Source organism: Flavobacterium sp. 9R, assembly GCF_902506345.1.
Lineage (GTDB): Bacteria > Bacteroidota > Bacteroidia > Flavobacteriales > Flavobacteriaceae > Flavobacterium.
In genome coordinates, this window is the sequence record NZ_LR733413.1 from 1,990,042 (window position 1) to 2,014,850 (window position 24,809).

26 protein-coding genes and 2 tRNA genes are annotated in these 24,809 nt (G+C 35.7%); 13 read left to right on the top strand and 15 right to left on the bottom strand.

The genetic code is table 11. The features are described 5' to 3' along the window. Positions 1-2: 2 nt before the first annotated feature. From FLAVO9AF_RS08905 to FLAVO9AF_RS08935, 7 genes are all read right to left on the bottom strand, one after another. On the bottom strand, positions 3-710 hold the full coding sequence (locus FLAVO9AF_RS08905) for an NRDE family protein (protein ID WP_159687239.1): 708 nt from the start codon (positions 708-710) through the stop codon (positions 3-5). Beyond that, positions 698-1,186: a DinB family protein gene (locus FLAVO9AF_RS08910; protein ID WP_159687242.1), complete on the bottom strand. Its 489-nt coding sequence runs from the start codon at positions 1,184-1,186 to the stop codon at positions 698-700. Before FLAVO9AF_RS08910 ends, FLAVO9AF_RS08905 begins: the two co-directional genes overlap by 13 nt. A gap of 1 nt (position 1,187) precedes the next feature. Further along, on the bottom strand, positions 1,188-1,577 hold the full coding sequence (locus FLAVO9AF_RS08915) for a DoxX family protein (RefSeq protein WP_159687245.1): 390 nt from the start codon (positions 1,575-1,577) through the stop codon (positions 1,188-1,190). A gap of 126 nt (positions 1,578-1,703) precedes the next feature. Then, positions 1,704-2,165 carry a YHS domain-containing (seleno)protein gene (locus FLAVO9AF_RS08920; RefSeq protein WP_159687247.1) on the bottom strand — a complete coding sequence of 154 codons (462 nt, stop codon included), beginning with the start codon at positions 2,163-2,165 and terminating at the stop codon, positions 1,704-1,706. 212 nt (positions 2,166-2,377) lie between these two features. Then, positions 2,378-2,974 (bottom strand): peroxiredoxin-like family protein, encoded by a 597-nt coding sequence (locus FLAVO9AF_RS08925; protein WP_159687250.1) that lies wholly within the window; start codon positions 2,972-2,974, stop codon positions 2,378-2,380. A 77-nt stretch (positions 2,975-3,051) separates the two neighbouring features. After that, a complete protein-coding gene (locus FLAVO9AF_RS08930; protein WP_159687252.1) occupies positions 3,052-3,729 on the bottom strand; it encodes a Crp/Fnr family transcriptional regulator in 678 nt (225 codons plus the stop codon). Between the two features lie 113 nt (positions 3,730-3,842). After that, positions 3,843-4,982, bottom strand: a complete 1,140-nt coding sequence (locus FLAVO9AF_RS08935; protein ID WP_159687255.1) for an acyl-CoA dehydrogenase family protein — start codon at positions 4,980-4,982, stop codon at positions 3,843-3,845. Positions 4,983-5,467: 485 nt separating this feature from the next. On the opposite strand from FLAVO9AF_RS08935, the gene FLAVO9AF_RS08940 reads away from it, so the two are divergent. Then, positions 5,468-6,058: a chalcone isomerase family protein gene (locus FLAVO9AF_RS08940; protein WP_159687257.1), complete on the top strand. Its 591-nt coding sequence runs from the start codon at positions 5,468-5,470 to the stop codon at positions 6,056-6,058. Between the two features lie 87 nt (positions 6,059-6,145). On the opposite strand, the gene FLAVO9AF_RS08945 is transcribed toward FLAVO9AF_RS08940, so the two are convergent. Both FLAVO9AF_RS08945 and FLAVO9AF_RS08950 read right to left on the bottom strand, forming a co-directional pair. Next, positions 6,146-6,979 (bottom strand): alpha/beta hydrolase, encoded by an 834-nt coding sequence (locus tag FLAVO9AF_RS08945; RefSeq protein WP_159687259.1) that lies wholly within the window; start codon positions 6,977-6,979, stop codon positions 6,146-6,148. A gap of 50 nt (positions 6,980-7,029) precedes the next feature. Continuing rightward, positions 7,030-7,623, bottom strand: a complete 594-nt coding sequence (locus FLAVO9AF_RS08950) for a TetR/AcrR family transcriptional regulator (RefSeq protein ID WP_159687262.1) — start codon at positions 7,621-7,623, stop codon at positions 7,030-7,032. 104 nt (positions 7,624-7,727) lie between these two features. On the opposite strand from FLAVO9AF_RS08950, the gene FLAVO9AF_RS08955 reads away from it, so the two are divergent. The 12 genes from FLAVO9AF_RS08955 to FLAVO9AF_RS09010 all read left to right on the top strand — a co-directional run bounded on the left by FLAVO9AF_RS08955 (position 7,728) and on the right by FLAVO9AF_RS09010 (position 16,768). Further along, positions 7,728-8,954, top strand: a complete 1,227-nt coding sequence (locus tag FLAVO9AF_RS08955; RefSeq protein ID WP_159687265.1) for a Glu/Leu/Phe/Val dehydrogenase dimerization domain-containing protein — start codon at positions 7,728-7,730, stop codon at positions 8,952-8,954. 107 nt (positions 8,955-9,061) lie between these two features. Then, on the top strand, positions 9,062-9,766 hold the full coding sequence (locus tag FLAVO9AF_RS08960; RefSeq protein ID WP_159687269.1) for a MotA/TolQ/ExbB proton channel family protein: 705 nt from the start codon (positions 9,062-9,064) through the stop codon (positions 9,764-9,766). A gap of 24 nt (positions 9,767-9,790) precedes the next feature. Beyond that, positions 9,791-10,183: a biopolymer transporter ExbD gene (locus FLAVO9AF_RS08965; RefSeq protein WP_159687273.1), complete on the top strand. Its 393-nt coding sequence runs from the start codon at positions 9,791-9,793 to the stop codon at positions 10,181-10,183. A 19-nt stretch (positions 10,184-10,202) separates the two neighbouring features. Next, on the top strand, positions 10,203-11,006 hold the full coding sequence (locus FLAVO9AF_RS08970) for an energy transducer TonB (protein ID WP_159687276.1): 804 nt from the start codon (positions 10,203-10,205) through the stop codon (positions 11,004-11,006). Between the two features lie 32 nt (positions 11,007-11,038). Beyond that, positions 11,039-12,283, top strand: coding sequence for a folylpolyglutamate synthase/dihydrofolate synthase family protein (locus FLAVO9AF_RS08975; protein WP_159687280.1), 1,245 nt, complete (start codon positions 11,039-11,041; stop codon positions 12,281-12,283). An 85-nt stretch (positions 12,284-12,368) separates the two neighbouring features. Next, positions 12,369-12,446 (top strand) — tRNA-Val (locus FLAVO9AF_RS08980). Between the two features lie 87 nt (positions 12,447-12,533). After that, positions 12,534-12,603, top strand: a tRNA-Ala gene (locus FLAVO9AF_RS08985). Positions 12,604-12,796: 193 nt separating this feature from the next. Continuing rightward, positions 12,797-13,672 (top strand): AraC family transcriptional regulator, encoded by an 876-nt coding sequence (locus FLAVO9AF_RS08990; RefSeq protein ID WP_159687284.1) that lies wholly within the window; start codon positions 12,797-12,799, stop codon positions 13,670-13,672. A gap of 111 nt (positions 13,673-13,783) precedes the next feature. Further along, positions 13,784-14,389, top strand: a complete 606-nt coding sequence (locus tag FLAVO9AF_RS08995) for a sugar O-acetyltransferase (protein WP_159687287.1) — start codon at positions 13,784-13,786, stop codon at positions 14,387-14,389. Further along, on the top strand, positions 14,376-15,473 hold the full coding sequence (locus FLAVO9AF_RS09000; protein WP_370516454.1) for an alpha/beta hydrolase: 1,098 nt from the start codon (positions 14,376-14,378) through the stop codon (positions 15,471-15,473). Before FLAVO9AF_RS08995 ends, FLAVO9AF_RS09000 begins: the two co-directional genes overlap by 14 nt. A gap of 97 nt (positions 15,474-15,570) precedes the next feature. Next, a complete protein-coding gene (locus FLAVO9AF_RS09005; protein ID WP_159687289.1) occupies positions 15,571-15,984 on the top strand; it encodes a cupin domain-containing protein in 414 nt (137 codons plus the stop codon). 307 nt (positions 15,985-16,291) lie between these two features. Further along, positions 16,292-16,768, top strand: a complete 477-nt coding sequence (locus FLAVO9AF_RS09010; protein ID WP_159687293.1) for a cyclophilin-like fold protein — start codon at positions 16,292-16,294, stop codon at positions 16,766-16,768. A 103-nt stretch (positions 16,769-16,871) separates the two neighbouring features. On the opposite strand, the gene FLAVO9AF_RS09015 is transcribed toward FLAVO9AF_RS09010, so the two are convergent. From FLAVO9AF_RS09015 to FLAVO9AF_RS09040, 6 genes are all read right to left on the bottom strand, one after another. Then, the gene (locus FLAVO9AF_RS09015) at positions 16,872-18,965 is read right to left on the bottom strand and encodes an LruC domain-containing protein (protein WP_159687297.1); all 2,094 of its coding nucleotides are present in this window, start codon (positions 18,963-18,965) and stop codon (positions 16,872-16,874) included. Between the two features lie 240 nt (positions 18,966-19,205). Then, positions 19,206-20,252 (bottom strand): YncE family protein, encoded by a 1,047-nt coding sequence (locus FLAVO9AF_RS09020; protein ID WP_159687300.1) that lies wholly within the window; start codon positions 20,250-20,252, stop codon positions 19,206-19,208. Positions 20,253-20,260: 8 nt separating this feature from the next. Beyond that, the gene (locus FLAVO9AF_RS09025) at positions 20,261-21,307 is read right to left on the bottom strand and encodes a hypothetical protein (protein WP_159687305.1); all 1,047 of its coding nucleotides are present in this window, start codon (positions 21,305-21,307) and stop codon (positions 20,261-20,263) included. Further along, a complete protein-coding gene (locus tag FLAVO9AF_RS09030; protein ID WP_159687308.1) occupies positions 21,304-22,989 on the bottom strand; it encodes an FAD-dependent oxidoreductase in 1,686 nt (561 codons plus the stop codon). The genes FLAVO9AF_RS09025 and FLAVO9AF_RS09030 overlap by 4 nt, the downstream gene beginning before the upstream one ends. Positions 22,990-22,996: 7 nt before the next feature. Then, entirely contained in the window at positions 22,997-23,563 is a 567-nt protein-coding gene (locus tag FLAVO9AF_RS09035) for a gluconate 2-dehydrogenase subunit 3 family protein (RefSeq protein ID WP_159687313.1), read from the bottom strand. Between the two features lie 52 nt (positions 23,564-23,615). Next, on the bottom strand, positions 23,616-24,806 hold the full coding sequence (locus FLAVO9AF_RS09040; protein ID WP_159687318.1) for a glycosyltransferase family 2 protein: 1,191 nt from the start codon (positions 24,804-24,806) through the stop codon (positions 23,616-23,618). Positions 24,807-24,809: the final 3 nt, after the last annotated feature.

A 24,809-nucleotide genomic window follows, 5' to 3' on the forward strand; every position in this document is an offset into this window, starting at 1 on the left:
ATTTAAATGATGATAAAAGTATTGGTTTGACTCTGCTGTTGCAATAAATCATTGTAGCCTAATGTCACTTTATTCGATTCAATAACCGTTTGAGTAATGCTTGTTGTTTTCAATACGTTGTTTCTGTCGATTACTAACCCGAATTCTTTATTATTGCCTTGGGTGGATTGATGAAAATGCAGCACTTCTTCAGGGGTTGGATTAGGATTTTCTTGGATAAAAGCCTCAAACCATTGTTTACGAAGTGTTCGAATTTCTGGAGTATACAATGTAGCTGAAGACCAAATATGCTTTTCCGAAACGGATAATTCTTGTTGGGTTTTCATTTTTCCATTCCAACGCAACTGGAAAAGCTTTTGGTTTTCGAAAACCACCAAAGTAAACGGTTCAACAGCACTTAAATCGAGGATTTCCCATTGTTGAATAGTGTCATTTGCACTACAAATTTCCAATGTAATTAAGCCTCGACTTTTTCCGTAATGGGGTTGCACTTCGTGTTTTTCTTCTGCACCATTAAGCAAAACCACCACCACTCCACCTTCCGAAACGGCAAACCAAGTTCCACCTGCTTTTGGGTCTTTGGGAAACAGCACTACTTTTCCGTTATAACAGTAGCGTTTGGGTGCAATTGCTGGGCGATTTACTTTTTCATCCCTATTCGAAGTAAGGATTACTTTTCCGTTGGTGCAGACAAAACTTACTGTGCACATTGTTTTCTATACTCAATGGTAGAACGTGCCACGCCAAAATTATCGTCGATAGCAATCGCCTGACAGTGCAACAAACCAACTTTTATTAAGGCCTGATGGTGAATGCAATGTTCTAAATTGTACAAAAGTTCTCTGGTGTAATTGCTTTCGATAGTAATCGCTTGTCCATCTATTACTTGTTGTAAAACCAAAGGTTTATTTTCTAAGTCTAAGTTGGCTTTTACTTCCTCAATCTGAGTGATGGCAAAAAGACTATCGGTTTGAATTTGTTTGTTTCTGGCTCTCAAATCATAATTTACAACTCCAGTATAGTATTGCTTTTGCAAGCATTGATACATTTCGATGATGTGACGCGTATGTTCTCCAATAGTGGCTCCGCTAAGTTCAGGACAAGGAAATGTATAATCAGTATCAGATAATTGTTCCAAAAGGCCAATTAATTCATTCAAACTATTTTTTACAGAAGCAGTCAACATATTAAAGTTTGAGTTTTAACAGATTAAAAATCTGATTTTTATAAATAAAAACCAATGCGGCCGAACAAATAAACGTAATTAAAGCCAAAATAAAAAGTGTCCCGCCATCATTTTGCACCTCATACCCTAGAATCAAAATATGTGATGCAATGGCTCCGAACATTACTCCGCAACTCAACAGAGCGCCTACTAAAGTAGTTCTTGGAATCAGCAATAAAACGGCTGCAATTAGCTCCGCTACTCCAGAACCAATTCTTCCAAAAGGTTCGATGCCTAAGGTGGAGAAAATATAAACACTTTCTGGTGCCCCAGTAAACTTAAAAAACAAGGTTTGGAGCAAAATCCCAGCGGCTATCAAACGCAAAATCCAAGGTAAAAGAGTGGTCTTCATATAGGTAAAATTTATTTGTCAGTGGTAATATATCTTATGCTTCGCCAATTTGCTACGCTCGAGTCGCCTTTTATTTATCATTGTTTACTTTTGCAAACCCATTGGCAATGGCGATTTCATACTAATTTATTTAATGATTTTTTTCCAATTCGAATCAGCCTTTACTTTCAATTGGGCTTCTTCTTTATTCCAACTTTTCAAAGTATTATTAAAAAAGGCATTATAAAACAGATACAATTTGCCTTCTACAATCTTGAAAGTTTCGGGATTGATTTCTACTTTTTCACCCGAACTTCCCATAGCATAAGCACACCAACCTCCATATTGCGGTTCAAAACCCGCTGGATTTTTGACAAAACTATCTTTATTGGCTGGAGAGGAGAAATAATAGGTAACCCCTTCGTAAGTAGTCGCCAAAGCTGCTTTGCCTTTTACTGCTTTGTTTAGTTTGAAATACCCCACAGGATCATACCCCTGAATCCCTACCTTTTTTTCTAAATTAAATTCTGCTGCACGTTTAGTAGCGCTTTGAGCAAAAGTCGTAGCCGTTGTAAAGGCCAATAACAGTATTACAAGTATATTTTTCATTTCGTTTATTTTTAAATTGTTGTTTTCTAATGGTACAAATGTATTGAGTGGACTATTTACCTTTTGTCCGTTAGTTTACATTTGAAAGAAAATAATAAAAAAATTGCCCAAAATAGATCTGTTTAAAAACTTTACAAAAAACTCCGCCAATAGCTGACGGAGTTTTTCATTGATTGAACTCAACTAGTTTTACTAAAACACCTCTACAAAAACTATTTTAAAGCTTTGGCAACTGCCACCAACAATTCCGAAGAAATTCTATTTTTAAAATCAGGTGTGATGTGTTCAAACTGAATCAGTCCATTGGTTCCGACAAAGAAAACTGCAGGAACAGGCAAGAAAGTAGTATTTACTCCTTCGGATCCTTTGGTAATAATAGGTTTGTAGTTTTCTGGCGCTTGAAATGCCAAGCCCATCGCTTTGGACAATTCTCCTTTGCTATCCGATAATAGTAAATAATTCAATTTTTCCTTTTGGTCTGTTTGAAGTAATGCCGCGGGAGCATCTGGACTCACTGCAATGATTTGAAAACCTAACGCCAACAACTCTTGTTCATTTTGACCTAATGCTGCTAATTGAATATTGCAATACGGACACCATCCGCCTCGGTAAAACACTACTATTGTTTTTTGTCTTTGGATACTATCAAGAAGATTTACCGTTTTCCCTTCCGAAGAAAGTAAGGTAACAGCTGGGATTTTTTCGCCAATCAATAATGGAGCAATCTCCAAAGCCGTTTTTGGAAGTTCGTTTTGCGCATTTGAGATTCCGACAATTGAAATAAACGCTAATACAAGTAATTTTTTCATAGTTTAAAATTTAATACTTCAAAACTACTTGACTTTTAAGAAACCAAATGTCGGGTACTTTACTTTTCCCTCAAAAACTACAAAAGCGAGATATCCTCAATAATAATTTCTTTCCTGCTGTAGTATAGAATACCTTTTTCTTCCAACTCATTGAGCAATTGCGTTGCAGTTTGTCTGGAGGTGCAAATAATTTGGGCGATATCGTTTTGGGTAAGGTAATTCTCAATAACGATGCGATTGTCAATGGTTTTTCCATCTCGCTCCGCCCATTCTTTTAGAAAAGTGAGCAAGCGTGTTTTGGCATCTTTAGAAATCAAATTCGCATAATTGTTTTTGATGCGTTTCATTTTTAAGCCTACAAACTTCGTATAAGACAGCGCCAAGGAAGGATGTTCCAACAATAAGTTCTCGAAATCAGAGAGCAAAAAACTGCAAATAATAATTTCGTCGGTTAGTGCTTTGGCGTATTCATTCGAGTTTTTGTCGCTATCCAATTCTAACTCGCCAAACAAATCCCCTTTTTGAATAATATCTTTAATGGTTTCATTGCCGTCTTCGTCTACAGAAACAATTTTGATATTTCCTTTTTTGAGCAAAAAAACACGAGGCAATTCAGAAGAAGAAAAATAAATAATCTCTCCCTTTTTGGCTTTTTTAAAACCTGTAATTATGCATAATTGTTTCAATTGGCTCCCGTTTAAGGTCCAAAACAACTTGTGATCACGCAGATACCAATATTTTAATTCTTCATACATAAAACAAATGTATCAAATTATTTATACGAAAAAACCATTAAAGAATTAAGATTAGGTAAAATAGGAACTTACCGTCTTAGTTCTTTAATGGTTTAAAATAGTATAGTCTCTGTTTACGAAACCAAACCTCTCGAAATCACAATACGTTGGATTTCAGAAGTTCCTTCATAAATTTGAGTAATTTTAGAATCACGCATCATACGCTCTACGTGGTATTCTGCCACATATCCGTTTCCACCGTGAATTTGAACTGCTTCGTTCGCTACTTCTAATGCAATTTCAGAAGCATATAATTTAGCCATAGCTCCAGAATGTGCAATATCTTGTCCAGCATCTTTTTCGCAAGCTGCTTTCATAATTAACAATTTGGCAGCTGTAATTTTCACATACATATCAGCTAATTTAAAAGCAATAGCTTGGTGTTTGAAAATTTCTTTTCCAAATGCTTTACGCTCTTGCGAATATTTCAACGCTAATTCATAAGCTCCTGTTGCAATTCCTAAGGCTTGAGAAGCAATTCCGATTCTACCTCCGTTCAACACGTTCATAGCAAAAGCAAATCCGAAACCGTCAGCACCAATTCTGTTTTCTTTAGGAACTTTTACATCCGTAAATAATAAGGAGTGCGTATCACTTCCTCGAATTCCCATTTTCTTTTCTTTTGGACCGATTTCAAATCCAGCCCAACCTTTCTCTACGATAAAAGCATTGATTCCTTTGTGTCCTTTTTCGATATCGGTTTGAGCGATTACTAAATAGGTAGAAGCAGTTCCTCCGTTAGTAATCCAGTTTTTAGTACCATTTAATAAGTAATGGTCTCCCATATCAATTGCGGTCGTCTTTTGAGAAGTAGCATCCGAACCAGCTTCAGGCTCTGACAAACAAAAAGCACCGATAACGTCTCCTTTTGCAAGAGGAACCAAATACTTCATTTTTTGCTCTTCGCTGCAATACTTTTCTAATCCTGCACAAACTAATGAATTGTTTACAGACATAATTACTGCTGCAGAGGCATCTACTTTGGCAATCTCTGTCATCGCTAAAACATAAGAAATGCTATCCAATCCAGCGCCACCATATTTTGGGTCTACCATCATTCCCAAAAATCCTAGTTCTGCCATTTTTTTTACTTGCTCCGTTGGGAACTTAGAATGTTCGTCTCTTTCTATTACTCCAGGTAGCAATTCCGTTTGAGCAAAATCTCTTGCTGCCTGCTGAATCATTAAATGCTCTTCAGTAAGATTAAAATCCATGTTGTATTTAGTTTGTTTAGTAAGTATTGAAATTTTGAATCCAAAAGTAGAATTTAAATATCAAAAATTCAAACGATTTCGTGAATTTAGCTTTTGTCTAAAACATTTGACAATTATTTCTGTAAAACACTAAAAAATTATTTCCAATTTTGATTTTTCAACTTTGATTTAACTAAATAAAAGCCTCATAAAAAACAGAAAATCATTCGTTACTAGACGTTTAGAGAAGAGGAAAAAATAAAAATCAAGAAAAAAAACAGCTTTAATTGAAAAAAAAAGCCATTTTTTCCATTCTTTAAATAACAATCATTTAACACAAAACCCAATAAATCCGTTTTGTTTTAAATCAAAGAATTGTCGATACAATAAATTGAACTTAAAATTATTAAAGAATACACAATACTTTTTTCAATACAAAAAAACAGTATTGAAAAACCTTGCCTTTGATATAAATTTGCACTCTATTTTTTAATTAAGAATAATTTATGAGAAAATCAATTACATTAACCGTAGTTTTATTTTTAACCCTTTCATTTTCAAACGTATTCTCACAAGAAAAATTTTCCCTCAATGGTGTAACCGTTCCTAGAACCATCGATTTTGAAAATCAAAAATTACAATTAAATGGGTTCGGCTCTCGAACTAAATTCTGGACAGAAGTTTACGTACAAGCATTATACTTAACTGTTTTGTCTGAAGATGCCAAAGACATTTTAGATAGCGATACCAATATGGGAATTCGTTTGCAAATCACTTCTTCGTTAGTGAGTTCACAAAAATTATCCAAATCTCTTCACAAAGGAATTGTAAAATCAATTGGTGAAGAAAATTTACCAAAATTTAAAACGCAACTTGATTTATTAGAAAAACTATTAAATCGAGAAGCTACTGTCGAAAATGACGCTTTCAATTTGATTTATTCTTCTACAGAAAAATCGATTTTAGTTTACAAAAACAACCAATTAGAAGGAAAAATTCCTGGTTTTGATTTCAAAAAAGCCTTTTTCGGAATTTGGTTGTCGAACAATCCTGTAGATGCAGAACTTAAAGATGCACTCTTAGGAAAAGTAAAATAAAAGCATCATAATCCGCCTTTTTTGCCCCCAAAAAAGGATATGCCGTTACTGATTTTTTTCAGGAACGGCACTTTTTATTTAGGTATACTAGTTGACAAAATTGACTACCATCTGAATTACCTCCTTACTTTTCAAATCGTGACCCAATCCTTCGGTTAAGACCAGTTGGCTGTTTTTCCAGTGTTTGTTTAAGCGAATAGAATAATGATGATGCGTTGCTTCATCTCCTTTATCGTGAATGATTAAAGCTGGAATAGTAAGATGCTCAGCAAATTTTGCAGTAGAAAAATAGCTAGGCAATTGTCCCAATTGTAATTCAAACTCCTTGACAATTATCTCCAAAGTTTTTGAACTCAAACCCAGCGTTTTTTTATAAAAGTCAAAAAAATCAGAGGCTTCACCAGGAGCGCCCATTATAATCACTTTTTCAATATTGTGGGACTTGTAATGGTCTAAATAATAGGTTGTAGCAAATCCTCCAATGGAATGACTCACAATAGCAGTAACATCTGGCTTCCTTTGCAAAAACATATCGATGACTTGAGCATACAAAACAACGTGAATCATTTTTCCAGTAGACAATCCGTGGGCAGGAGCATCTAGCGCATAAACGGTAAAGTCTTGTTGCAACAACTGCTCTACATATTTTTTCCATCTAAAGGAATGACTTGCCCAACCGTGTACAAATAGTATTTTTTTGGAACCATTCCCCCATTTATAGGTTTGGATTTTATAGTTTTCATACTCAATTACCTCAGAAATACCTTTTTCCAAAAATTGCATTTGGTGTGGCTTCACTTTGTGAGCAAAGGGGTTACAAAAAAGTGCGAAACCTTTTCGCTGTAGCATTTTTGGGTGAACATAGGCTAAAATATTAAAGTAAAATCCTATATTTTTTTGAATCACTTTCTTTAATTTCATCTTATTTTGTGTTTTTTGATACCAATCGGTATCGTTTTGAGTAAATTTTTTTATAATAATACATCGGCCACTATCCAATTTTTTAGATGCTTCACAACCGCCTCAATGTCACTATTAGAATCCTGCAATTTGCTCATCATAATAGCACCTTCAAGCGAGGAAATCATAACAATGGCTACCAATTTTTCGTTCACAATAGCATTGACCTCTTTATGTGTTTTACCGTTGATAACAATCGTCTCAATAGAATTTCTAAATACGGTTAAAGCTTGTAACGCTTTGTCTTTTAGCACCATTGTGGTGTCATCAACTTCTGTTGACACATTCAGTAAAGGACAACCACCACTAAAAAAAGGATTATTAATGTAGCCTTGAAATAGCTCCAAAACACAGAACAACTTGTCCCTTGTGTTGCTTTCTGCTTTGATTCTTTTTTGCAATGTATTGAAAATCGAATGCATCATATTTTGAAACGCTTCAATTTCCAATTGCTCTTTATTTTCAAAATGGCGATAAATAGCACCTTTCGTCAATCCAGTGGCATTGGTAATGTCACTCAATGAAGTAGCCCGATACCCTTTTGTATTAAAAAGAGTAATTGCTTCTTGTAGCACCTTGCTTTTTGTAATTTCTGACGACTTCATACGCAAAGATACCGATTGGTATCAAATAATTCGAAAAATGCCAAAATTTTTTTTTCGTATGTCGAAAAAAGTAAATTTGCTTAACAAAATAACACCCATTTTTAATGAAAGATTTATTAAAGAAATTCGAAAATAAACAGCCTGAAATCATCTTCAATTGGAAAGATTCTGAAACCGAGGCCGAAGGATGGACTGTAATCAATTCCTTACGCGGAGGTGCTGCTGGTGGAGGTACAAGAATGAGAAAAGGATTGGATATGAACGAGGTTTTGTCTTTGGCCAAAACGATGGAAGTAAAATTCTCTGTTTCAGGACCAGCAATTGGTGGTGCCAAATCAGGTATCAACTTTGACCCTAACGACCCAAGAAAAAAAGGCGTTTTGCAACGTTGGTACAAAGCGGTTTCTCCTTTATTAAAAAGTTATTATGGAACCGGTGGCGATTTGAATGTAGACGAAATCCACGAAGTAATCCCAATGACCGAAGAATGTGGCGTTTGGCATCCTCAAGAAGGCGTTTTTAACGGACACTTCAAACCTACCGAAGCTGATAAAATCAATCGCATCGGGCAATTGCGCCAAGGTGTAATCAAAGTAATCGAAAACCCAAAATTCTCCCCTGATGTAACTAAGAAATACACCGTTGCCGATATGATTACTGGTTATGGCGTTGCTCAAGCTGTTGGACATTATTACAGCATTTACGGTGGCGATATCAAAGGTAAAAAAGCGATTGTTCAAGGCTTTGGAAACGTAGGTTCAGCAGCAGCTTTTTATTTGGCTGAAATGGGAGCCAAAATCGTGGGAATCATTGATAGAGACGGAGGATTAATCAACGAAAATGGTTTCTCTTTCGAAGAAATCAGAACCTTATTCCTGAACAAAGACGGCAACAAATTGGTTTCAGAAAATATGATTCCATTCGAAGAAATAAACCAAAAAATATGGACTATTGGCGCAGAAGTTTTCACTCCTTGTGCTGCCTCTCGTTTGGTTACCCAATCTCAAATTGACAGTTTGATTGCGAACGGACTCGAAGTAATCTCTTGTGGCGCGAACGTTCCTTTTGCCGACAAAGAAATTTTCTTTGGCCCAATTATGGAAGATGTAGACCACAAAGTAAGCTTGATTCCAGACTTTATTTCCAACTGTGGAATGGCTAGAGTTTTCGCCTATTTTATGGAGAAAAAAGTACAAATGACCGACGAAGCCATCTTTCAAGACACGTCCGAAACCATCAAAAATGCTATCGTAAAAGCACACGCTTTAAGCAATGCTAAAACCAATATCAGCGCGACGGCTTTCGAAATCGCTTTGAAACAATTGGTTTAAAATATTTTTGGCTGTTTGATAAAAACAGTTTATACCTTAACGCTAATAGCTCATAAAAATCACAATTTTTATGATATATTAGCGTTTTGAAATTAAACCCCAAAAGTATGAGTTTAGCATTACAAGCCGATACCTTATCTACTGCTCCAACAAGTATCCCAGCAACAGTACCAACAGAAAAAACATTATCCATAATTGAACTATTAACTAGTGGCGGATTAGCCGGCCAACTCATTATGGTTTCTCTGTTTTTAATGCTTTTTGTTGCTCTCTATCTGTATTTTGAACGTTTAATGGCAATAAAAGCAGCCTCAACAATAGATGTTTCTTTTATGACCCAAATTCGAGAACACATTCGAAGTGGTAAAATTGATACTGCCAAATTACTTTGTGCGCAAACCCATTCGCCAGTAGCTAAACTTATAGAAAAAGGGATTTCAAGAATTGGCAAGTCACTTGATGACATTAATACCGCAATAGAAAACGCTGGAAAATTAGAAATTTACAAACTAGAAAAAAATGTGAGCTTACTGGCAACAATTTCAGGTGCAGGTCCAATGACTGGGTTTTTAGGAACCGTTGTTGGTATGATTCAAGCTTTTCACAAAATGGCGACTGGTGGTGGACAAATTGAAGTAGGAGCCTTATCAGAAGGAATTTATACCGCTATGACTACAACCGTTGTTGGTTTGATTGTAGGTATTATTGCCTATGTAGGCTACAACCACTTGGTGGTTAAAACCGACAAAATTGTTCACCAAATGGAAGCACACGCGGTTGATTTTCTCGATTTATTGAATGACCCAGCTTAACCCTAACTTTCTAAAAAAAGAATTATGAACTTAAGAGGAAGAAATAAAGTTAGTGCAGAGTTCAATATGTCATCTATGACGGATATTGTTTTTTTGTTGTTAATATTTTTTATGTTAACCTCCACTATGGTCACCACAAACGCATTAGACTTAGTGTTACCAAAGGCAAAAGGAAAAACAGACAACAATAAAAGTATATCAGTAAGCATTACTAAAAATCTAACTTATTACATAGACAAAACACCAGTAGCAGAAAGTGAAATTGAAACACAAGTACTTTCACTACTCAAAGGCGAAACTTCCAAATCTATTGTTTTGCGTGCCGAAGAAGGCGTACCCATAGAAAAAGCGGTTGCCATTCTAGACATTGCCAATCGAAATCAAATAAAAGTTGTTTTGGCAGTCAACCCAAAGTAAAAAGATAGTACCTTTTACTATGAAATATTTAGAAACAAAAGAAGAAAAAAAAGCATTTACCTTCACATCAATCCTTTTTGTGATGCTGTTTTTTATGTTCTTTTTCCTCGGTTTAACCTCTTTAGATCCACCTCCAGAAAATGGTATTACCATTAATTTTGGCACTTCTGAAACTGGCAATGGAGATGTACAACCAATTAAACCAATTGCTACCTCTCCTCAACCTGTAGCATCCACAAGTAAACAATCTTCTGCAGAAGAAGAACTGATAACTCAAGAAACCGAAGAAGCAATTGTATTAAATGAAAATAAAAAGAAAACAACAGAAAAAGAAAACTCCAAAGACACTCCTAAAACAAAACCCATAGAAAGCCCTAAGCCCTCCAAAAGCACTACAGATGCTTTATCTAGCTTGATTAACGGCCCTAAAAATCCAGGAAAAGCAAGCGAAGGAGAAGGGAATGACTTGAAAGGAGGAGACAAAGGACACATAAACGGCAATCCTTATGCAAATAGTTATTATGGTTCTGGAAATGGAAATGGAGGAAATGGAAACTCTTGGGGACTCAATGGCAGGAAAATCAGTACTCGTGGTAAAGAAATTCCAAAATGCAATGAAACTGGAACGGTTGTCATTCAAATCACTGTAAACCAAAACGGGAATGTGATTGCCGCAAAACCAACTAAAGGAACCACTAATACCAATCCCTGCCTAATTGAACCTGCGATTATGACAGCTAAAAAACACAAATGGCTCGCAGACGCTAATGCTCCTGAAGCTCAAATCGGATTCATTACCATCCATTTTAAACTGGGAGAATAAACGTTCTTTTAAGCTCTTCGATATTTAATAAAATGAATTACCAAGAAACCCTTCACTGGCTCTACAATCAGTTGCCAATGTATCAATTGCAAGGCGCATCGGCTTATAAAAAAGATTTGACCAACGTACATTTATTAGCCGACTACTTGGGGCATCCCGAGCAAAAATTACGATGCATACACGTGGCGGGCACCAATGGCAAAGGCTCTACCTCACACCTCCTCGCCTCTGTACTTAAAGAAGCGGGATTAAAAGTAGGCTTGTACACTTCACCACACCTCACCGATTTTAGAGAACGCATCAAAATTATCTCGAATGCAACTCCTGAACAAGCTTGGGAAGAAATTTCAGAAGACTTTGTTTGTGATTTTGTGAACCAACACCGTTCGTTTTTTGAAGCACAGGATATGAGTTTCTTCGAAATGACCGTAGGTTTGGCTTTTGATTATTTTGTAAAAGAACAAGTCGACATCGCAATTATAGAAGTTGGAATGGGTGGCCGATTGGATGCTACCAATATTATTACGCCTTTAGTTTCGATCATCACCAATATAGGATTGGACCACACTCAATTTCTTGGTGATACACTAGCGGCTATTGCTGGTGAAAAAGCCGGCATCATAAAACCAAGTATTCCGGTAGTGATTGGCGAATACACTCCAGAAACCTTGCCTGTTTTTATTAGCAAAGCCAAAAGTTGTTTTGCAGAAATTCATTTGGCCTCGGATTTGATTTCGAGTACTTATCCCTCGGATTTATTAGGCGATTACCAAGTGCACAACAAGAAAACGGTAATGCAGACCATAGCCGTTTTGAACGAAAACAAATCCATATTAGTTACGCCAAAACAACTCCAAATGGGAATGGCCAACGTAATAAAAAACACAGGACTACAAGGTCGTTGGCAACAGTTGAAAGAGCAACCCAAAGTAATTGCTGACACCGCCCACAACAAAAACGGTTTGGAAATCGTAATGCGTCAAATTCAAAAAGAGAAATTTGACCAATTGCATATCGTTTTGGGAGTAGTCAACGACAAAGATTTGAAAGAAGTATTGCCTTTGTTTCCAAAAAACGCGATTTATTATTTTTGTAAGCCCAATATTCCACGTGGCTTAGAAGAAACCACACTTCAAACCGAAGCGCAGGTTTTTGGGCTGAACGGAGAAGTATACTCTTCTGTTTCAGAAGCCTACGAAGAAGCATTGAGAAATGCTGCCCCTACTGACTTTATCTACGTTGGCGGAAGTACTTTTGTAGTTGCAGAAATTTTGTAATTTTTTTTCATTTTTGCTTGCACATCCCGAAAAGGGTTGTATATTTGCACTCGCAATCACGAAATGATAGCAACCTAGTAAAATAGGGCGATTAGCTCAGCTGGTTCAGAGCACCTCGTTTACACCGAGGGGGTCGGGGGTTCGAACCCCTCATCGCCCACCAAGAAACTCCTTAAGCAATTAAGGAGTTTTTTTTTATTTCTATATTTCATCAAAGAGCATTAAAATTTGAAATTTGAACTTAAACAAAGATTAGCTCAGCTGATTCAGAGCATTCCGATGGCATCGGAAGTGGTCGGGGGTTCGAACCCCTTTCCGAAGCATCGGAACAAGCTATCGCCCACCAAGAAACTCCTTAAGTAATTAAAGAGTTTTTTTTGTTCTATATTTTAGAGATTTTTATCAAAGACCAGATCAACTTCAAAAGTTGTGATTTAAGGATGCAAAAAACAACCCACCATTCAATTAAATAAAATACCCAAGTAAAAAGTTTGTTTTTTATAACTTTGCACTATGCAAAACAAAAACTCACGAATAGTTTCAAAATTCAATAGCGAATTAAAACTAAAAGGATTTAATGTCTTTCAAATCGAAAGCGACGGAAATGTAACTCGCAATTACAGCAGAAAAGACTTTTACAAAATTTGCTTGACGACTGGTGAAAGCAACATTCACTATGCCGACAAAAGTTTTAATGCCGAAGGAACTGTTTTGTTTTTTGGAAATCCTCACATTCCTTATTCATGGGAAACCATCTCAACTAGCTACGTAGGCTACACTTGTTTGTTTTCAGAAGAGTTTTTAAAATCTGATCGCTCTGAGAGCCTACAAAACTCGACTTTATTTAAAATTGGAGGTACACCAATTTTAAAAATAACAGAAGAACAACGAACTTTTTTAAACACCCTCTTTCAGAAAATGATTGAGGAACAACAAACGGATTATACTTACAAAGACGATTTAATCCGCAATTACATTAATTTGATAATTCACGAGGCGTTAAAAATGCAGCCCTCTGATAATTATACTACTAGCAATAATGCCCATTCACGAATTACATCTGTTTTCTTAGAATTATTAGAAAGACAATTTCCAATTGAAAACTTTGAAAAGCCATTAGAACTAAAAACTGCTCAAGATTACTCAAATGCCCTATCACTTCACGTCAATTACCTCAATCGAGCGGTTAAAGGCATTACAGGAAAATCGACAACCACCCATATATCAGAAAGGATTATTAGCGAAGCGAAAGCGCTTCTACTCCACACCGATTGGAATATTTCAGAAATAGGCTACGCTTTGGGTTTTGACTATCCCACCTACTTCAATAATTTTTTTAAAAAGAATACCGGAACCAATCCAAAAAGTTTTCGCTCCAACGAAGTTTGATTTTCTTAACTATCGGTTTGATTCTTGTTAGCCTTTCAGTAAAACTAAACGATACATTTGTATTTGATTATTCATAGTGGAACTCTCATTCCGCAATCAAATACAAACAAAATGAAAACAAATCTCAATACCATTTTTACTCGAGACCAATCGGGTGAAACTATTTCACTTGACGATCCTGAGTATCCTTTATTATTCGAGGTTATAAAAAAAGCCATAAGAATCACTACTCAAATCAACACTCTTGTTGTAGATGATTTACAAAAGATTAATATCCTTTTTAGCGAACTCATCGGCAAAAAAGTTGACGATTCTTTTTTTCTAATCCCTCCTTTTTATTCAGATTTTGGAGAAAACATAAGTATTGGTAAAAACGTATTTGTTAATCATGCCTGTACCTTTATGGATAGAGGTGGAATTACAATTGAAGACGATGTGCTTATTGGTCCTAAAGTAAATCTTATTACCACCAATCATCCTTTACATCCAAATGAAAGAAGAGCTACAATTTCAAATCCAATTCACATTAAAAAAGGAGTTTGGATTGGTGTTGGTGCAACAATTCTTCCTGGAGTAACTATTGGTATTAATTCTATAGTTGCAGCGGGTGCTGTTGTTTCTAAAGATGTCCCAGACAACACTATTGTTGGAGGTATTCCTGCTAAGATTTTAAAAAAAAAATATAAATCAAAAAATCACAACAATGAAATATCCTAAATCCATTGCTTTTGTATTACTAGTATTAGTTTCCTACTCCTGCAATCAAAATTTAAAAAAAGAAAATATGGACACCAAAGAAGACAAAGAAATTTTGACCTTTACACTAAGTGATGGGGTTAGCAAAGAAAATGTAACATTCAAAAACCGCTATGGAATTTCTATTGCAGGCCATCTATACTTGCCAAAAAACATCGATAAAACTAAAAAACATATCGCTTTGGTTCTTAGCGGACCATTTGGTGCTGTCAAAGAACAATCATCAGGTTTATACGCAAATGAAATGGCAAAAAGAGGTTTTGTTGCTTTGGCATTTGACCCTTCTTTTACTGGGGAAAGCGGTGGAGATGTTCGCAATGTTGCCTCTGCTGATATTTTTACCGAAGACTTTAGTGCAGCTGTAGACTATTTAGGATTGCAAAATTATGTGGACCGAAATAAAATTGGAGCATTAGCTATATGTGGATTAAGCGGAATGGCTATTACAGCTGCTGCTAGCGATACAAGAATTAAAGCCATTGCTACTGCTTCTATGTATGATATGTCCAGAAGTATAAGCAAAGGATACATGGACAGTTATACCAACGAGCAACGCCATAAAATCAGTGATTATCTGAGTCAACAGCGTTGGATAGATGCAGAAAAAGGAACTTACGCGCTGGGATATCACGAAATCCCATTTGATGAAAAAGGAGAAATTGTAAAAGGAACAAAGCTCATACCTGATACTTTACCAGAAAATCCAAACCCAGTTTTGGTTGATTTTTATTCGTATTACAAAACCAAACGAGGATACCACCCGAGATCTATTAATTCAACTTCTGCGTGGACAGCTACAACGCCAATATCATTTTTTAACTTTCCTATGCATACCAATTTGGATTTGTTATCACCAAGGCCAATTATGCTTATTGCAGGAGAAAAGGCACACTCCCGTTACTATTCTGAAGATGTATACAAAATAGCATCAAATCCAAAAGAATTGATAATTGTACCTGGTGCAACACATTGTGATTTGTATGACAAAGTAGGTATGATTCCTTTTGACAAATTAGAAAGCTTTTTCAAAGAATACCTGCGATAGCTTTTTAATTTAACGGCATCAAGAGGATAAAAAAAAACGTAATTTTGATTATAATTTACTCATAAACAATTAGTTATAATAACAAAACAAAAAAATCATGAAAAAAGAAGCGGAAAAAAGCATTTTTGAAATTGGTGAATCGGCACCAGCTGAATATTTTACAGGAAATGTAAAAGCAAAAGCCTTACTCGTTGACGATCAGTATTTTCAATGTAACATTTATAATGTTATTTTTGAAAAAAATGCAAGAACTAATTGGCACAGTCATCCCAGTGGCCAAATTCTATTAGTTGTTGAAGGAGAAGGCTCTTATCAACTTAAAGGGGAAGCAGTTCAAACTATGAAAAAAGGCGATGTTATTACTTTCAAACCCAACATTGAGCATTGGCATGGTGCATCATTACATAGTGCTATGACTCACATTGCGATTAATCCGAATACAGAAAAGGGGTTAGTGAATTGGTTACAAAAAGTAACGGATGAGGAATTTAAAAATATAAAATTGGAATAATGAAATCGGACTATAGCAATTCAAATAAAGGAAGAAGAAAATTCATCTTACAAACAATACTTGCAAGTAGCGTTTTATTATTTGCAATTCCATTACAACTATTTTCAAACGATAAAAATCCAATAATTATTTAAGAATATAAAATTTCCGGAATACATACGGTTGTTGGAGAAACGTGACTAAATTTAAAATTGGAGATCTTTAATCCAAATGAAATTACTACAGCTTGGGATAAAGTAGTAAACAAAGAAGCAAGATATCGTTATGTCATAGACGCAGGAACATTTTAATCTCTACATCTAACTTTATGAGGTATTTAATCACAACAGTTCTAATTATCTTTACTATCTCCATTAGTATGGCTAGTTGTACTGCAAATGATCCTGAACCAGTAAAGAACAATACTACTAACACAGAAGATAACATCCCCAAAAACAGCACTATGAGAATCACAATTGGAACGTCCGTTTTCACTGCAACCCTAATTGAGAATGCAACAACAAAAGCCTTTAAAGCATTATTACCGTTAACAATTACTATGAGTGATTTGAATAATAATGAAAAATTCTATTATTTTTCAAATACATTACCCACTAATGCAACACCGGGCGGAAGCATCCAGAATGGCGATTTGATGCTTTATGGGAATAATTGCTTAGTATTATTTTACGAAGGTTTTAATACCTCATACAGCTACACAAGATTAGGGAAAATCAATAACACTTCTGGATTGATAGCTGCTTTAGGAACAGGAAATGTTACTGTAAAATTTGAAATGGAATAAAGTAAACTAGATCAAAATCCTAAAATATAAAAAAAACTCCTTAAGCAATTAAGGAGTTTTTTTTGCGTACTTCGATAAAATGAAGTCTTATATCAAATCATTATCATTTGTTAAAAATATTGGAACTGTTTCTATATCCAGCTTCGTTTTTATACCAATTTTTGTATTCTACGCCATTGCTTAAAACCCAATTTATAAATTTCAAATGACTGGCATCGATTTTCGCTTTTTCAATTGGATAGTCAAAACTACTAGGAAAATCAATAGCCCAAGGTAAATTGTCTTTGGTTTTGTAATATTTCCCTATAGACGACTGAGTGTTGTCAAAAGAAGTTCCGAAATAGGCTTTGTCAGCCAAATCTGTTGGCGGGTAATTTGCTAAATGAACTTCTTTCCCTCTTTCTTTATTAACAATAATAAATGGATTGAAAGGCGCCATTCCGAAGGCACTAACATCAATTGGGTTGACTAAATCTATAGTGACTTCAATAGGCTCTGAGGCAACATATGGTTGGCCAGGGTTGGTATTACCCGCACCGTGTTTCCAAGCATTGTCGAAAACAATTATGGTCGCATTTTTTTGACCAGCTTCTGTTCCGTTTCCATCTGTTTTTATGTATCCTTCGGTGTATTTTGTCCCTTTTACAGATGCGATTTGAGAAGGACTTACTCCAGGGATTGAAAAACCAAACCCATTTTGATAACTTGCCCCAATAGCTTTTACTGTGAATTTTCCTTTCAAGCTAACTACTTTATTTTGTGCATTTGTGATTCTATTAAAGTTGTAATCAACCACTAAATCATTAAAATCATAATCTCCTTTTGATGGCCATAAGTCTTCAAAAGCAAGGGTTCCGTTAGTGTTACTACTTGGGTAATAGTTATTAAACGCTAGTTTCGGGTCATTTGGATAATCATCTGAGCTATCGATTATACCATCTTTATCGGTATCTATTCTATCAGGGTTTATTTTTTGAACATCAAATATCTCAACATTTTTAATTGGATTAGCAGTAGCATAGAAAACAGCATCATTAAAATCATTGTCTCCGCCTGGGCGAATTAAGTCTTCAAATCCAAGTAAGAACAAACTTCTTTTTTCATCATACAACATAACCGTATGTTGACGGTATTTGATATCTGCCTCTGGGTTTAACTCTAAATTAGAGTACAATAAACCCTCACCTACTGTTGATTGTCCCGTTCTATCATTCCAACCATTACGCAACAACATCCATCCAATTACTGTATTTTTTTCAAAAACACCTAAAGAAACTTTGTCCCCAGAATACAATCCGCCTCCTGAACCTGCAAATGAGGCATTAGGAAAAATCACCTTACATTCTTTAACATCAGCTGGAGTTTTAGGTGGAAAATCTCTGTCATAAGTATAGTATGCCAAGGCATTTTTATATCCAGCTCCCTCAGAAACAAAAGTAATCCATACTTCGGCTTTATCTAAAATCACTAAATTGTGCTGGCTACTCCCTAAAAGATATTCTGGATGATAGGTAGGAACGGGCATATTTTCGGGTAAAGCATTGTTGACATCAATTAAGAAATTTTTATCAATCACATCTGGTTTGCTCATTAAATAATTAGGCACTCCGTTATTATTATAAGTCCCGATGTAATTAATTTTTATACTAGCACTCGTTTTGCTAGAAGATGCTGATGCTAGCATAGAAGAAAAGGGTTTGCTGCTAGTTTTTTGACTTTTTTGGGTATTTCTCGAACCTCCAAAAGTAAAATTAACTGCTCCATTTTCTAATGGCACTTTCGTTTCTGGAACAAAACCAATAAAGTCTGTTTTTAGAACAACTTCTTTAATATCGGCTTCGAAAGTATAATCTACTATAAATTCTCCTTGCTCATTGGTTATACCGTTGATAATCTCTTTTCCATTTTCTTCTTCAAAATTGGTCCAAACACTTACTTTTACACCAGGAACGGCATTTCCTTGATTGTCCTTTGTTCGAAGGGTTACTTTGGCATCTTGAGTATTTTTCCAAGTAAAAGTTGAAGAAGCCTTTAGATTATCAATGGTAACTTCACCAGAAACTGGAGGAGGGTCAGTAGTAAAATCTTCAGGGTCTTTACTACAAGAGTTTAACAAAATCATAATAACAAATAACACTATCCATACTGAATTGCTATTTTGCTGTGCATCTTTAATGAAAGTTTTTAAATTATTCATATCCTTTAAATTAGAATGTTTTTAGGTTAAGTTTTATCTCAATTTACAATGTGCTTTATTTTGATGTTTTTGAGTATCCAAAAACAACACCAAAAAAAATATCCATCTAAAACGCTGGTATTTAGGCGCTTTACCCCATATATAGAAATTCATTCTTATCCATAAATTAGAAATGCTTTCCATTTTTTGGAACTACTTATTCTAAAAAACACACCACTGAATTGGACCTCAGAGGATATATTAATTTATAAATGCAATAGCATCTGGAACTCTTCCTGTTCCAATTGTACTTACAATTTCAAAAGTTTTCATATCAATCACTTCAATTTTATTAGCATTGGAGTTGGAAACGAAAGCATACAATCCGTTAGGATGCATTACGATATTCACAGGACGTGGTGTATGATAAAGTAGTATCTCTACTAATGTTGTTTTCCCGTGAAATACAATGGTCTTTATCTTCTTTTTTATTTTTTGATTATACACATATACAGTACCTTCTATTGCATTGGCTACTAAACAATACTTCCCGTCTGTTGAGAATTTAAGCTTTAATGGGTCATCACCTGTTTTCAAAGTATGGGTAACTTTATAAGTCGAGGTATTTATTACCGAAATAGTATTCTCTTTATTATTGGTAACCCATAATTCAGAGCCATCAGGAGTTATATCGATGCCTTTTCTTCCTAACCCACAAGGAATAACCTTAATCACTTTATTGAGATGTAAGTCGATAACACTCACTGAACTTGAACCTATGTTCGTTACATAAGCAATGGCTTTACTTGGGTGCAACACTATAAGATGACTCTTTTTTTGTTGGGTTTGTATTTTTCTTTCAATACTATCGGTATCAATATTAATTACTAATAATGTATTAGTTACATAATCAATCACACCAACTTTATTGGGTTCTGGAAAAGCTACAATCCCATTAACTTTTATATTGTCATCTAAGTCTATAGTTTTTTCTACTTCGTTCTTTTTGGCATCTATGATTTTCAAAATATTACCATCACTAGACCCGTAATTTGTAAGCACTACTCTTTTCTCATCCGAAGTTACAACTGCTTCGTGAGATAAGATGTCAATAGGAATTTCCTTTATTTCTTTTCCCGTAAATAAATCAAATACGTGAACACTCTCGCCAACCTTACTCACAATGTATAATTTCCCTGTGGTTTGTATGGTATACGATGGTAATCTAGCAATAAAACGTGCCGCTTGAAAGCAAATAAATACAATTGCAAACGATAAAATCCAATATTTTGCTTTCTTACTTATCATAACTAAAACTAGATTATAATTGCTAAACCGTCTGGCATATTTCCAACTTTGATACTACTGCTAATTGTAAAATTTTGCATATCAATAAGTTCAACTCTACCAGCGGTGAGATTCGATACAAAGGCATACAATCCGTTGGGATGCATTAGTATACCAACTGGTCGAGGAGTCCGGTAGATGATTTTTTCGAAAACATTTTTATTACCTGGAATAACTATGGTTTTAAAAAGCTTCTTTGATTGGGTATCAAAAACTGAAATTGTCCCCTCACTAGCATTAGCAACCAAACCATATTTTCCGTCAATTGAAAATTTTACTCTTAAGGGCTCTTTTCCTGTTGCCAATCTAGTCGTTTCTTTATAAGTTAAAGTATTGATAACCAAAACGTAATTCTCTTTGTTATTTGAAACCCATAGTTCTGAGCCATCTTGAGTAACATCAATGCCTTCTGCGCTCTTTCCGCAAGGGATAATTTGAACAACTTTATTATTTTCAATATCAATTACACTTACAGAACCAGAGCTAATATTGGTCACATAAACAATAGGCTTAAAGGGATGTTTAACCAATAAATGACTGACTTTTTGTTGAGTGGCAATCTGTTTTTCTACTTTTCCTGTTTCAATATTGACTACTGATAAATTATTGCCATCATCTGACACAACAGCAACTTTGTTAGGATTTTGCAAAGTAATAATACCGTGAGGACTAGCATTCTTATTACCCAAATCAATTGTCTTTATTATAGTATTCTTCTCTGCATCAATGACTGTGATGCTTTTCCCCTTTGCATCAATAGCGCCATAATTTGTAACCACTATGCTGTTCGGGTTGGTTACTACTGTTGCTTCGTGTGGCTCAATTGCAATGGGCAACTCCTTTATTTCCTCCCCTTTTTGTAAATCAAAAACAGTAATGCTTCGGCTTGCTTTATTGACAACATATAATTTCCCTTCCGTTTTTATGGAATATTTGGGCTGTTTTATGACATATACCATTCCAAATACTAGACAAATCAAGCCCAACAGGAGTACTATTTTTTTGAAAAAACTCATAACTTGTTAGATTTAAATTGCTCCATTGCATATCGGCACGCTCGTACGGTAAGCGCCATATAAGTTAAAGAAGGGTTTTGGCAAGCCGATGACGTCATACAACTACCATCAGTAATGAATACATTTTTCACATCGTGCATTTGATTGTATTTGTTCAGAACAGAAGTTTTGGGGTCATTTCCCATTCTTGCCGTTCCCATTTCGTGCACTGCTGAGCCAGGAGGCGGACTTGTTCTATAACTTCCTACATTTTTGAACCCCGCTTTGGTTAAAATTTCCTCACTCGATTTGGTCATATGTTCCATCATTGCTAATTCATTATCACCATATTTAAAATGGACCTTAACCAATGGCAATCCCCATTGGTCTAGATTCTGGGTGTCAAGAGAAATTTTATTTTCATAATTTGGCAGTACTTCCCCTCGACCACCAAGAGAAACCGTCCATTTTCCAGGAGTTTGCAGTTGTGTTTTTAGAGAAGCGCCAAAACCTTGTGTGGGTTTTGATTCCCAATTTTCTCGCTCACCTTTTCCTTGAATTCCATATCCTCTGACAAAATCAGGGATTTGCGTTTGCTTATTGATGTTTTGAAATCTTGGAATATAAATGGTTCCAGGCGACCTTCCTTCGTAATATTTATCCAACAATCCATCAAAAGTTCCGTAGGTGCCTTCATTGACGATATGGTCCATTAAATTGTGTCCGACTTGTTGGCTTGAATTCCCTAATCCATTAGGAAAAGAGGGCGAAACAGAATTCAACAAGATAGCAGCTGTGGCAATTGCCGAGGCGTTTAAGAAAATTAGTTTAGCGTAGAACGTGTGCTCTTGTTTTGACAGCGCATCAATAATTTTTATCCCAATGGCTCTTTTAGTATTGGCATCATACAGCACTTCTTTCACAATAGAATTCGCTCTTAAAGTCAAATTCCCTGTATTTTGTGCATCTAACAATGTTGCAGAGTTACTACTGAAATAGCCTGCAAAAGGACAACCTCGGCTGCATAAATTGCGATACATACAAGGTCCTCTTCCTTTTTTTGGTTGCGTTAAATTTGCTACTCTACCATTTATAATCACTCTATCGGAATAATGCTCTTTTACTTTTTCTTTTAAATGCTGTTCTATCGCATTCATCGGTATCGGTGGCAAAAAAACACCATCTGGCAAATGAGATATAGATTCTGAACTTCCGCTAATACCTACATAATCTTCAACATAGTCGTACCATTGAGCCAAATCTGCATAGCGTATAGGCCAATCGACTCCATAACCGTCTTTTTTATTGGCTTCAAAATCCAAATCTGAAAGACGATAGCTTTGTCGACCCCAAGTTAGGGAACGACCACCAACTTGATAGCCTCTAATCCACTTAAATGGGTCCACCTGAATATAGGGATGCTCTTTGTCATTGACATAAAAATGCTTGTCGGTGGCGTTACAATGACTGCTTTGCACAGGTCGCTCCTCGAGTTCTTCATTTGTTAGATGCTTTCTATTTTTAAAATCCCAAGGATTCAGAAAAGCAGTGGTGTAGCCCGTTACGTGTTCAACTTGTCCGCCTCTTTCTAACACCAAGGTTTTTAAGCCGCCCTCTGTGAGCTCTTTCGCTGCCCATCCGCCACTGATTCCTGACCCTACAACAATAGCATCAAAGGTGTTTGTTTCTGTTTGGTTTTTCATACTATAGCTATTTTGTTGCCCAAGCTTTTTGGTTGGGTTGTATGATGGTGATTGCTTTATATCTTGCAGGAATAGGTTCGTACACTAAATGTTTTGTCGCTCCTAGTTCTGACGTACAATATCCTTCTACAGTTAATGCTTTTAAAATGGTATAAAAAGGACGACCCGATATTTTATTTCTAATTTTAGAAAACAAACCCGAACCTTCGTAAGTACTATCCAAATCCTTTACGATTGCTATTTGTTGTTGTGGCGTGCATTTTTCAAAAGGGAAGCCGTAGGTATCCAAACACGTTTCTTGGAGGTCATTTAATCCGTTAAAGAAATTAGTATATTCTTTTTTCGAAGAACACGATTCCATATAGTCAATAATAAAATCCTGAACGTTAGCTTCTTTTGCTCCTGGAGTTTCGGTAGCAGGAATAATCACATCGACTAAGGCTGCAATTAAATTCTTGTAATTAGGGAGTTGTCCTCTATTGGATTTCGCATAAAAAAAATGAATTCCCGTATAGGAAGCAATCCCAATTCCAGTGAGGGCTAAAATTCCGCCGATAGCTTTTCTTCTATTCATAATTTTATTTTTTTTGAAGTGAAATCTAATGGTTTACAAATTGCATTCGGTACTAACTCGCTCGTTGTGCTCTTTCCCAGTTTACCGATTGTGATTTTTTCATATATCTAAAAAAGCCCAAAACCACGCATACATTCATTATAAAAAAGTAATACGGCACAAACAAAATCTTGATTCTGGTTTCTCTATTTTCTAAAAACCAACCCAACAAGGCAAGGGCATAAAAAAGCAACTGCAACCAAAACAAGGTGGAATACAAACCAAAAGAGAAAATCCCTTCGTTGATGGCTAATATTGACAAAACAGGAATAAGAAGAATGAGGCATAAAGGAGTTAAACTCCAACGTAAAACGCGATGCGATATGTATTGAAAGGAAAGTGTTCCGTATTTAAAAACATTCAGCAAAGAACGAAGTCGCACAATAGATTGAATGCCTCCCGCAGAGATTCTAACTTTGCGTTTAAATTCTTCTTTCACATTGGCCGAAGCGGTTTCGATAGCATAGGCTTCAGGGTCATATTGAATGGTATAGCCTTCTTGAGCAACTCTTAGTGATATGATAAAATCATCCAATAAAGTGTCTTTTTCAACGTGGCGGTATAAGGCTGTTCGGATAGCAAAAAGTTCTCCCGCTGCTCCTACCACTGAGTACAATTCGGCATCCCATTTTTTCAATGCCGATTCATATTTCCAATAAATACCCTCGCCTGCACCAGAGGCGACATCGCTTTCTTTGTCAACAATTCGTTTTTCACCAGAAACGCAACCCACCTTTGGATTGCTAAACAAGTTTACGATGCGTCTAATGGATTCTTTCCCGAGATTGGTATTGGCATCACTAAAAATAACAATGGGAGTTTTCACAAAATCCATCCCTCGATTCATTGCTCCAATTTTACCATTGCGCTCATCTAAATGATAGACTGTTGTGTTTGGGTATCCTTTCAATAATTCAGGAGTGCCATCATCGGAACCATCGGTAACCCAAACGATATTGATTTTTTCTTTAGGATAGTCGAGTTCTAAGGTGTTTTTCATTTTAGCAGCTACATAATCCTTTTCATTGTAAGCCGCAATAAACAAGGTCACTTCGGGTTCATAGGAAAGGTCAATTTCTAGCTTTTCACCCATCTTAAAAAACCGTCTGATTTTTATAATTGCATACAACAAAATGCCATAACCTACATAGGTGTAGACTATCACCGATAGCAAAATCCAGAATAGTATCTTTAGTGTTATCATTTT